Genomic DNA, 11462 nt, shown 5'->3' on the forward strand with positions numbered 1-11462 from the left:
CCGTTAACCCAGTTCACTGAAAAGAGCACCTAGCGTGCTCTTTTTTATTGCTCTGCCAACAACCGTTCGGTACGTAAAGCTAACCCCGCTGCCAGTGATGTTTTTTACCAAATCCTAGCAGGTTGTCGGTCATTTTGATGGTGTGTAGTTCAAGCTGCCACAGCGGCGCTGACTTTAATCGCGCCACCGGAAAGTGCTCACAATATTTATCCTTTATCGTCTTCTCCTCCGCCTCTGCCACTCGTTTGGCGATGGCGGTAAATTGAATCCCTTGGATTTTGGCGACGTTGCGGGTTTGCTCAGCAATGGTGCCAGCAATCTGCGGCTGAGCTAACATCGCGTGAGTGTGACGACTGTTGTCGCTGGTCATCAAGTAACAGCTAACACTGGTGGCATCAAAAAAGTAGAAACAGCTGGCACACCATAAGCCGTCAGCATCCTGTGTCGCGAGCGTCAGCACGTGTTGCCGTTGCAGATAGGCCACTATCGCCGGTGGCAGTTGCTCAAAATCAGCCATGAAACCTCACCTCAATTATCAAGCTAATAGTGTACGTGACCCCGCTGTCAGTGCCAATCAGCGGCGCGTACACAGCAGGGCACTTGCGCGGATTTTTGTGCAGATGAAACCTGTTTTAGACAAGGCGCAGTTGCTGAGACAGAGTCAACCGACCTAGAACCTCCACGCTACAGCACACAGTTTTGAATCCACGCCGCGCAGCCTTTATCATACGCGTTTTGAATATTGCTGAGTCTGCCATGAAATTACAGCTGTTAACCCCTGCCCTGTTTACCAAAATCTATAATGATATTTGCGAGTTTCGCCACACCTATGATCTACCTGTGGCCGATGCGGCCTCTCTCAACGAGCAGCAGGACACACTGCACACCTCACTCATCACCGAAGAGTTAACAGAGCTGGCCGAAGCACAAGACACAGTGGAACAAGCCGATGCGATTGTGGACAGCATCTACGTGCTGGTTGGCCGTTTATCGCACTTGGGCATTGATAATATCGATGATGACACCACTGGCATCAGCTATATGATTGACGTGCTACTGCAAGTGGCGCACCGCCGTGGTATTGAATTTGAACCATGCTGGGACGAAGTACACAGCAGCAACATGAGCAAAGTGTGCCGCACTCAGCAAGAGCTGGCAGATACTATTGCCCATTATGCCGAGCAAGGCATCAAAATTGAGGGCGTGACCAAAGGCGATTACCTGATTGCCAAATGCGCCGAAGATTTTCAGCAAGGCAGCAAGCTGGTGCGTCGCGGTAAGGTATTAAAATCGGTGTACTACCGCCCTGCCGATCTGGCCAAGCTGGTAATCGCCTAATGCCATATTGGGGTGACATAGCGCTCGCCCCGACGCTCGCGCTAAGCGCACTGCACAAAGAACAAACCATCATGTTGGTCACCGCGGCACTGTCTGCGAATAAACAGATATCCGTTCGCATCCCGCAAACCTAGCGCCTCACCATCACATATTGGAAGATCTGCCGAATATAACTGGCAGACAAACAGATATTCATCCAGCAGTGATTCGCAACCTACTAGCCCATTGGGTACAGTATTAGAGAAGAAAGAGAATGCCGGGAAAGCCCCTGTATCGAGTTCGTACGGCTGTAGCTTTGCACCGCCAACCACCCCGTCAAGCATCAACTTGCGATCCGTTATCAGCACTTGCGTGTAACCAAGTCGAATATTAGCCAGTTCTTCAGCTCCGCCAAAAAAGGTCACTTCATCAAGGAAATAGTCGGTTGGGCTGTAAGAGGAAAACACCGTGATATATTTATCACTCGGTAGCAACGTCTGACCAATAGCTTGGTTAACCTGAAAACAATCAATAGCTACCAATAAACTTAGCGCATCACCCGCTGGGTTGACAGGCTGAACAGCGGTAGCGGTTGGCATGCCACCAAAAGTTATCGCTGCAGATACATCATCATTTACCACTAATCTATATACTATCCCCACCCTGATATCCTTTTCTGTTTGGCAATGTAGTAATGCAAGCCTTTACAGCGCTGCTCGGTTGGTGAACCGAGTATACTGATAAATATAAAAAAAGGTACACTGCGTTCACAGTGTACCCTTGTTAACGCGGCTATGGTGTTAGCGCATCTGCAGAATAATCACTTGGCTACTGGCCGGATCGGTTTTTTCCCGCAGCGCTTTAACATTTTCAACTTTAACCGCACCACCATGGTTACCCCACGAGGTACGAATAAAGCTCAGCACTTCGGCAATCTCTTTATCCGACAGATGTTGGCGGAATGGCGGCATGCGATACGCATCCGGCACACCGTGGCTCACAATACGGCCTGAACCGTTGAGCGTGACATTGATGGCTGAATCATCCTCTTTTGCCAACATAGAGGTTGCCCCCGCCAACGGTGGAATATATTCACCGCGGCCCATACCGTCTGTACCGTGGCAAGCGCTACAACGCGCTAAATAGGTTTTAGCACCCGCATCTTTCGCCGCCATGCTAGCCGTTACCGTTGTCGGCTCATGCTGCCATGGTTTACCGTCGCGCTGCTCATCGCCCGGCAGTGACTTCAGATAGTGCGCCATCGCATACAAATCTTCATCCGACATAAACTGGGTTGAGTTGTTGTACGCATCCGTCATCGAACCATACACCACAGCATGTTGGTTACGGCCATTTTTGAGGAACTGATACACATCTTCTTCGCTCCAGCGACCAATGCCAGTGTTGTGATCGTTACGCAAGCTTGGGGCATACCAACCATCTAACAACGCACCCGCCAGAAACTGCTCGCTAGACTCATCTAACGCCTTTTCCTGCATGGCTAAGCCACGTGGTGTATGGCAACTGCCACAGTGGCCAGCACCTTGTACTAAATAGGCACCACGGTTCCACTGCTCGTCTTGGTCCGCTTTAGCTTGGTAGCTACCGCTATCAGTATACAATCCGCTCCAAAATGCCAATGGCCAACGCATGTTCAGCGGCCATGGGATATCACTCTCTTGGTTAGGTTTATCTGACGCCTTTACCCCATGCATAAAGTAAGCATACAGCGCTTTAACGTCGTCATCGCTCAGCTTCACGTATGATGGAAATGGCATCGCCGGATACAGTCGATGACCATCCGGCGCGACTCCATGACGCACCACCCGATCAAAATCCGCCAGCGTGTAATGACCAATGCCGTGGGTTTTATCTGGCGTAATGTTAGTGGAGTAAATGGCCCCAATAGGCGTCGCCATCTTCAAGCCACCGCTAAACGCAGGACTATCTGGAATGGTGTGGCAAGCCACACAGTCGCTGGCGCGCGCCACATATTCACCTTTAGCAATCAGTTCGCTAGCGTTTAGCTCGCTGCTATTGGTATCAGCCAATGGCGTGGTTGGCATACGGGTGCTGTACCAAGCGCCCGCCGCCACGAGTACGATAATGACAACAATTGATAGCGTTAATTTTTTCACCGAATCCCTCGTTCTTATTCAGTCCAAATGGAAGTAGCCGTGAGGCGAAACCGACGCTTAAGCGAAGGTTTCACGAGACAACGGCATACGGCGAATACGACGTCCCAACAGCTGCGATACTGCGTTAACCACAGCTGGTGGCACAGGTGGCAAACCCGGCTCACCGATCCCGCCCATTTTCTCGCCGCTCTCGACGATGCTGACATTAACTTTCGGCATCATATGCGGTGGTAAAATTGGGTACATGTCGTAGTTACGCGCCAGAGGTTCACCGTCTTTATAGATCACCTCTTCCAACAGCACTTGCGACAAACCGAGGGCAACGGCAGAGTTAACCTGCGCTTCAATAATGGCGGGATTGACGATAGAACCGGGGTCGATCGCTTCCCAGATCTCGTGTACCCGCACCTGCCCGTGCTCAATCGACACTTCGGCGATAGTGGCCGTGTGCGAACCAAACGGTGATGCCATCGCAATCCCGCGCGCCCGCTTAGAACCATCTTCTGCGGTAAATGGCCCACGTTTCCAACCACCCGCTGATTTCACTACGGTCTCAAGCAGATGCAACAAACGCGGATTATCTTTGAGTAACTGCTTACGTAACTCGTACGGATCAGCTCCCGCCTTATCAGCCATCTCATCAAAGAAGCACTCATAAACAAAGTCGTTCATAGAGTTACCCACTGAGCGCCAATAGGCCAGCATGGTTGGGTTTTCCACGTAATCTTGCGCGATACGCACGTTCGGAATGCTATAGGTTTTACCTGTCAGCCCCTCAACGGCGGAGCCATCTATCTTGTCAGGGTTATGACCCGAGATGCCTTCACTTGGACCTTCGCACGATGAGATCACTTCCAGCGCTTGCGGCATACCATCTTGAATCGCCGCTTTCATGCGTACTGCCGCCATTGGGCGCAATGGATCACGCAGGAACTCCTCTTCACGGCTCCAAATCAGCTTGATAGTTTTGCCCGTCGCTTTGGCCAACTCAATCGCTTGTGGGTACGGGTTAGCATCGGGATAGAGGAAGTGGCGACCAAAGAAGCCCCCCAAAATCGGTGAATGCAGAATAATTTGCTCTTCCGCCAAACCAGCGCGCTTAGCAATGTCACTGAGGAACATGTCTGGCGCTTGGTTCGGTAACCAGATCTCTAAGCGACCATCATCATTAAAACGTGCAATGGTTGATGGCGGCTCTAACTGCGCATGGTGCACATATTGCGTTTGATAAGTAGCACTGATAACGCTCTCTGGCGCTGCTGCGCTAAATACTTTGCTGACGTCGCCTGCGGTTTCCGCAGCTTTACCCGCTTCGGTGCGATTAGCCAGCATGTCGCTAAACGCTTCTGTCGAGAAGTCTGCCGGCATAGTGCGAATGCCTTTACGCGGCGAAGTGGGTGCTTGCCACTTCACTTGCAACGCTTCTGCGGCGCGTTTGGCGTCCCACCAATGTGGTGCTACGACAGCAACAGCACCGGTGACTTTATGCACTGAGTGCACGCCCGGCATCGCTTTTACTTGCTCAAGGTTGACGATGTCGTCCGCCACCAATCCCAAGCGTGGCGCGTGTTGCACCGCAGCATGCAGCATGCCATCAATTTTCAAATCAATGGTGTAATTGGCTTTACCGGTGGATTTTTCGTACACGTCGACGCGATCAACAGGCTTACCAATCCAGCGGAATGCGCTCGGATCTTTTAGGCTAACGCTGTCCGGATCGGGTACAGGCAGATCCAAAGCCTTGCTCGCCAGTTCGCCGTAGCTGAGCGTGCGATTGCTGGTTTTATGCAACACCATGCCCGGCTCAGTCGTCAGTTCACTCAACGGCACCTGCCACTCATTAGCGGCGGCTTGCAGCATTAACTGTCGTGCCAACGCCCCGAGTTTACGCATGTTGTGGTAACTGGTACGTACCGACATACTACCGCCAGTCATACGACCGGGACCGCCTTCCATCACTTTATAATCAGCACCAGTTGGCGCGTTTACCACGTTAAAGCGTGCTGGTTCGGCATCGAGTTCCTCACCGACAATCTGCGCCATGGCGGTGAACACACCTTGGCCACCTTCAACAAACGGACTTTGTAGAATGATGCGGTTGTCTGGCGTGATCTGCAAAAAAGCGGGTACTCGCGTGCCTGGTGCCATCTTAGCGCCTTCTGCGGCGCGCGCTTGGCGGAGCGGAATACCCACGCTCAACACCAATGCCCCAGCGGCAACACCCGCAGAGGACAACAAAAAATTACGGCGTGACACATTGATCGGCGTTTCCGATGCCAGTTCAGCGAGTGGGTGTTCGGTTAACGGTTTCATGCGTTGCCTCCCACAGGTTTAGCCAGTTCATCAATCGCCGCATCAATGGCGTTGTAAGTCCCACAACGACACAAGTTGCTGATGGCAGCAGTGATCTCTTCTTTGCTTGGATAAGGTGTGGCTTTTAATAAGGCCGTGGCCGCCATCACCTGCCCTGATTGGCAGTAGCCGCATTGCGGCACTTGATGATTCACCCAAGCCTGTACCACACGTTTACCGACCGCATCTTGCTCGATAGCTTCAATGGTGGTGATCTGTTTACCTACCGCGCTGGAGGCTGGCATAACGCAGGAGCGCACGGCCTCACCGTCGATAAGCACTGAACAAGCACCACATTGGGCCAAACCGCAGCCGTATTTAGTTCCCGTGAGGCCAAGGTTGTCACGAATCACCCAAAGTAGCGGGGTATCTTCGGCCACATCGACATCATAAGTTTGCTGATTGATCTGAAGTTTCATGTCGTTCCAAAGCTCCATATTTGCTCGACAGACAGCCGTCGCACTAACGAAAGTAGTTATTAGTATGTTTGAAACTGCCATTTCTATTGAAAATGGCTGTTGATACCAGTGTCGCAGTTAAGCTGGTTAACATCGCCAAATTACTGCGTGTCTGATCTGAAGCAGTTAACCGTACACACGAAGGTTAACTGTAAAGTTAGTCAGTAAATACTCATTTTGTGTGCTGGTTAACACAATACACGGTTGCCAACAAACAGTAAAACAGCTAGGGACTGTTTATCTTTGCTGGTTGTTTTTGCAACAGGCAGAGCGGGATTTAGGCAAGATGGGTAGCATGCCAATCGCGCTGGCGTTTAAAAGTGCTTTGTGGGTGAGAGTGATCTATTGAGGAGGAATTGTGATAACTAACGATACATACCACATTGTGCCACGGTAAATTCAGTCATCTTCGAGATCATTTCCGCGTTAATAAACTCGCCATCAAAAGGGGGCTAACGTCAGTATTATTAGTGATGAAATCCCGCGAATGGGACTTTTGATACAACAAAGACCACATGACGTGGCCTTTGTTTTCCGCAAACAGCACCTAACGCTGAATAAATTGCGCTCTGTCGCTGCCCAAAGGGTTCATTTAAACGCCAAAGATAAACAGCCCCTAGATTACAGTGCGGCAGTGTGCAGTAAATAATCCATACCAAGCGCGACAAACAGCGACATACCCGCCCAGTTATTATTCAAAAATGCCTTGAGACAGGGGGCGCGTTCTCGGCCGTGGATCAGCCGTTGTTGGTACAAACCAAAGCCGATAAACACCACTAAACCGAGCGCATACAGCGCACCACGCTCGGCAATAAAGCCCGCGGTCATAAAGCACGCCAGCGCCGCCACTTGGAATAACCCAATGATTTGACGATCATATTTACCGAACAAAATGGCAGTCGATTTGATACCGATACGCAGATCATCTTCACGATCGACCATGGCGTACATGGTGTCGTAGGCCACGGTCCAGCACCAGTTAGCGGCAAACAACCACCAAGCTTCAGCAGGGACTTCGCCCGTGGCAGCAGCGTAAGCCATGGGAATCGACCAGCTCCACACCACCCCCAAAAACATCTGTGGCATGTTAGTAAAACGCTTGGTGAACGGATAGATCACCGTCAGCACAATACCGATATACGACAGTTTGACCACTAGCGGATTGAGCATCAGCACTAAGCCAAATGCCAGCAAGCCCAGTACCACAAACAGCAACAACGCTTCTTTGACGCTGACTTCACCGCTCGCCAAGGGCCGCATTTTAGTGCGTTCAACATGGCCGTCTAGCTTACGGTCAGCATAGTCATTGATGATGCAGCCACAGGCGCGCATGACAAACACACCAACAATAAAAATGGCTAGTACCTTGAGATCCGGCATGCCGCCAGACGCCAGCATCAACGCCATCAAACAAGGCCAGAGTAATAGAAAGGTTCCAATTGGGCGGTCTATTCGCGCGAGGCGCGCATAGGCGTGTAACTTATCCCTGAGTGTCATTGGCTTGGTTCTCCGCACCGCTGCCGTGGTTGCTAACTGCAGCCTATTATGGCGCAGCAAAAATGTGATTTACACCACAAATTAGCTTTTCATCATCGAAACTTCTGTGCTGGTTGACGCGAAAGCTGGCTGAAGCACTACGCAAGGTTGTGCTCACCGTCTGCGCCAGCAACTGACATTAAAGCGATTCCAACTTAGCATAGGCCACCACCAGCCACTTGCTGCCGAAATCGTCAAAGTTAACTTGCACGCGAGATTGTGCCCCAGCGCCCTCGGTATTGACCACTGTTCCTTCGCCAAATTTGAAGTGGCGCACTCTGCTGCCATGGCGTAAGCCTGTTTCGTTAGTGCTAGCACCACCTGACTGGCTAAAACGTGTACTAAACGCTGGTGTACTCACTTGCGCCTTCAAGCGTACTTCACGAATACACTCAGGTGGCAGCTCTTTGATAAAGCGTGATGGCCGCGAGTAGTTTTCCCGGCCATAAATCCGCCGTGATTCGGCATAAGTGATGTACAGCTGCTGCATTGCGCGAGTCATGCCGACGTAACACAGACGGCGTTCCTCTTCTAAGCGATCGCCCTCTTCCAAGGTCAATTGACTGGGGAACAAGCCCTCTTCAACACCCGCCATAAACACCACGGGAAACTCCAAGCCTTTCGCCGTGTGCAAGGTCATCAACTGCACCGCATCAGCGTTAACATCCGCTTGGCCTTCGCCCGCTTCCAGCGCAGCGTGTGACAAAAATGCGTTCAGTTCGCCCATATCCAGCAGCTCTTCTGGCACTTCAAAAGTGCGCGCCGCGGTGACCAACTCTTCCAAGTTTTCCACTCGGCTTTGCGCTTTCTCGCCTTTTTCCTGCTCGTACATGGTCTTCAAGCCTGACGCTTGTGACACATGGTCCACCATGCGATACAGCGCCATTTCGTCGGTATCGCGTGCCATGGTAACAATCAAGTCGAGGAAGTTTTGCACCGCCGTGGCAGCGCGGCCACTGAGCATCTTGTTATCCAGCGTTTGCAGCGCGGTTTGCCACAGCGTTAAACCGTGTTGCCGTGCAGTCGAGCGCAGAATTTCCAGTGTGCGATCACCAATGCCGCGCGTCGGCGTATTCACCACTCGCTCAAATGCCGCATCGTCATCGTGGTTAGCCATTAAGCGCAGATAGCCCATGGCATCTTTAATCTCTTGCCGCTCGAAGAAGCGTAAACCGCCGTAGATTTTGTACGGTAAGCCTTTGTGTAATAACGCTTCTTCCAACACCCGCGACTGGGCGTTAGAACGATATAAAATGGCGCAACCTTTTAAATCGTTGCCCATGTCTTGCCAATCGCTAATACGGCCAACAATAAAGCGCGCTTCCTCGAGTTCGTTAAAGGCGCTATACACCGCAATAGGTTCACCAGCGGTATCTTCAGTCCACAAGTCTTTACCTAAACGGCCCGGGTTGTTGGCAATCAGTTCATTCGCGGCTTTCAAAATATTGCCCGTTGAGCGGTAGTTTTGCTCCAAGCGAATGGTGCTAGCACCGGGGAAGTCTTTTAAGAATTTGTGCAGGTTTTCCACCTGCGCACCGCGCCAGCCGTAAATGGATTGGTCATCATCGCCCACAATCATCACATGCGCCGTGGTGCCTGCCAGCACTTGAATCCACTTGTACTGAATGGTGTTGGTGTCTTGGAATTCGTCCACCAAAATGTGCTGAAAACGGTCGCGGTAATGCTGCAAAATCAGCGGCTTGTAGAGCCAAAGTTCATAGGCGCGCAGCAGAATTTCGGAGAAGTCCACGAGGCCCGCACGATCGCACGACTCTTGGTAAACCTGATAGATCTCTTTTAATTTTTGCTCTAACGGAAACGGCCCCGCTTCAATATCTTTCGGGCGAAAACCTTCATCTTTTTGGGTGCAGATATAGTTTTGCACCATCCGCGGCGGATAATGTTTCTCGTCCAGATTGAGGCTTTTGAGAATGCGTTTGATCAGACGGTATTGGTCATCGCCATCGAGAATTTGGAAATTTTGCGGCAGGTTGGCGTCTTGCCAATGAGTGCGCAACAACCGGTGTGCAAGGCCGTGGAAAGTACCAATCCACATGCGGCTCATGTTGTGGCCAACCACTTTCTCGACCCGCTCGCGCATCTCGCGTGCCGCTTTGTTGGTAAAGGTTACCGCCAAAATCGAGTACGGACTTTGGTTCTCCACCTGCATCAGCCATGCAATACGATGAGTTAACACCCGCGTTTTGCCTGAGCCTGCCCCCGCCAGCACCAACATGCTGGACAACGGCGCGCCCACCGCTTCGCGCTGTTTCTCATTCAGGCCATCAAGTAAAGAAGATACGTCCATCACTGCCTCCGTCAAAATCGAGGCGGCATTATAGCAAGAAAAGCCCGCTGAGTTTGACGAAGATTACAGGGCAGTAGTCGATCATTAGCTTCAGCTTGGCAAACCTTCGCAGCCGAAGACATTTTCCGCTTTTTACTTTACAACGCCGTGCTGGCTGGCAATATCGAGTGCCCAGCTAACTTGCAAAAGATGATAGCCCGCAGATGACTGATCCCAGCAGTAACGACGTGCCCAGGCCGACATCCAACTCAGCCACAGAAACCGTGGTCCACGAAATGCACCATAGCGCCCGCAGTGAACTTCTTCGTGGCCTCAAAACCGCGCTGCCGATGACGCTGGGGTTTATTCCATTTGCTTTAGTGATGGGCGCGCAAGCGGTGCAAAAAGGCTTTACTGTGCTGCAAGTGCCGCTGATGACTGGGGTGAATTTTGCTGGCGGTTCTGAGTTTACTGCCATCAGTTTATGGACATCGCCGCCACATTTGTTGCTGATTGTGGCGATGACGTTTTTAGTCAATAGCCGCCACATCATCATGGGGGCGGCATTTGTGCCATTTATGCGTCATCTCAGCAACAAGCAATCACTGCCGCTGCTGTTTTTCATGTGTGATGAAGCGTGGGCGATGGGGATTACCGACTGCCAAAAGCGTGATTCTATGCGGTTAAGCGTGCCGTTTTATCTCGGTGTTGCCGCCTGTTTATATAGCTCATGGGTGATTTTTACGGGCATTGGTGCTGCGGTGGGGCCGTTGATTGGCGATGTGGAACAATACGGGTTTGACATGGCGTTTACGGCGGTGTTTTTGGTGTTACTCAAAGGCATGTGGCGCGGTCTCGGCCGCTGCTGGCCGTGGTTGGTGAGCTTAGTGGTGGCCGGAATTTTATATCAGCTACTGCCCGGCGCTTGGTATGTGGCGGGCGGTACGCTGGCAGGCATTGTCGCCGCGTTGATATGGGGGAAACGCTAATGGCTTTCGAGCAAGCATCCATTGAGCAGCTATTTAGCGCACATATGGCAGTATTGACCATTTTGGCGATGGGCATCACCACCTATATAACGCGGATTATTGGCTATTTAGCGCTGCGCAATCGCACGCTTAATCCACGGCTGGAACGGGTGATGGAAGTGGTGCCCGGTTGCGTACTCATTGCCGTGATTGCCCCAGTGATCTTCTCCGGCCATGTCAGTGATATTCTAGCGGTGTTGATCACTTTATTGGCAACGCTGCGGTTTTCTCTGCTGCCGACGGTGATCATTGCCATTGTTGCCACTGGCTTACTGCGCCACTTGCTGGCCTAGTTGACGGCGGAAACTAGCGACAACGGCGCATAAAAAAGGCCGCTCAAAGAGCG

At 51.6% G+C, this 11462-nt stretch carries 10 protein-coding genes; 3 read left to right on the plus strand and 7 right to left on the minus strand.

All coding sequences use genetic code 11. The annotated features are described in order from the left end of the window. Positions 1 to 79: 79 nt before the first annotated feature. Positions 80 to 517: a YhbP family protein gene (locus tag ACN0TT_RS04430; RefSeq protein WP_417760937.1), complete on the minus strand. Its 438-nt coding sequence runs from the start codon at positions 515 to 517 to the stop codon at positions 80 to 82. Positions 518 to 756: 239 nt separating this feature from the next. On the opposite strand from ACN0TT_RS04430, the gene ACN0TT_RS04435 reads away from it, so the two are divergent. Beyond that, positions 757 to 1338, plus strand: a complete 582-nt coding sequence (locus ACN0TT_RS04435; RefSeq protein ID WP_417760938.1) for a nucleoside triphosphate pyrophosphohydrolase family protein — start codon at positions 757 to 759, stop codon at positions 1336 to 1338. 41 nt (positions 1339 to 1379) lie between these two features. Here ACN0TT_RS04435 and ACN0TT_RS04440 read toward each other — a convergent pair whose 3' ends face one another. The 6 genes from ACN0TT_RS04440 to uvrD form a co-directional block, all read right to left on the minus strand. Continuing rightward, positions 1380 to 1979, minus strand: coding sequence for a hypothetical protein (locus ACN0TT_RS04440; protein ID WP_417760939.1), 600 nt, complete (start codon positions 1977 to 1979; stop codon positions 1380 to 1382). A gap of 138 nt (positions 1980 to 2117) precedes the next feature. Then, positions 2118 to 3455, minus strand: coding sequence for a c-type cytochrome (locus tag ACN0TT_RS04445; RefSeq protein ID WP_417760940.1), 1338 nt, complete (start codon positions 3453 to 3455; stop codon positions 2118 to 2120). A gap of 57 nt (positions 3456 to 3512) precedes the next feature. Beyond that, the gene (locus ACN0TT_RS04450) at positions 3513 to 5768 is read right to left on the minus strand and encodes a molybdopterin cofactor-binding domain-containing protein (protein ID WP_417760941.1); all 2256 of its coding nucleotides are present in this window, start codon (positions 5766 to 5768) and stop codon (positions 3513 to 3515) included. Beyond that, positions 5765 to 6226: a (2Fe-2S)-binding protein gene (locus ACN0TT_RS04455; RefSeq protein WP_417760942.1), complete on the minus strand. Its 462-nt coding sequence runs from the start codon at positions 6224 to 6226 to the stop codon at positions 5765 to 5767. Before ACN0TT_RS04455 ends, ACN0TT_RS04450 begins: the two co-directional genes overlap by 4 nt. 660 nt (positions 6227 to 6886) lie before the next feature. Further along, complete coding sequence (gene ubiA, locus ACN0TT_RS04460) at positions 6887 to 7762, minus strand: 4-hydroxybenzoate octaprenyltransferase (RefSeq protein WP_417760943.1); 876 nt, start codon at positions 7760 to 7762, stop codon at positions 6887 to 6889. Between the two features lie 178 nt (positions 7763 to 7940). Continuing rightward, positions 7941 to 10109, minus strand: coding sequence for a DNA helicase II (uvrD, locus tag ACN0TT_RS04465; protein WP_417760944.1), 2169 nt, complete (start codon positions 10107 to 10109; stop codon positions 7941 to 7943). Positions 10110 to 10312: 203 nt separating this feature from the next. On the opposite strand from uvrD, the gene ACN0TT_RS04470 reads away from it, so the two are divergent. Next, positions 10313 to 11077 (plus strand): AzlC family ABC transporter permease, encoded by a 765-nt coding sequence (locus tag ACN0TT_RS04470; protein ID WP_417760945.1) that lies wholly within the window; start codon positions 10313 to 10315, stop codon positions 11075 to 11077. Continuing rightward, entirely contained in the window at positions 11077 to 11409 is a 333-nt protein-coding gene (locus tag ACN0TT_RS04475; protein WP_417760946.1) for an AzlD family protein, read from the plus strand. Before ACN0TT_RS04470 ends, ACN0TT_RS04475 begins: the two co-directional genes overlap by 1 nt. Positions 11410 to 11462: the final 53 nt, after the last annotated feature.

It is taken from the genome of Shewanella sp. (assembly GCF_048265805.1).
Lineage (GTDB): Bacteria > Pseudomonadota > Gammaproteobacteria > Enterobacterales > Shewanellaceae > Shewanella.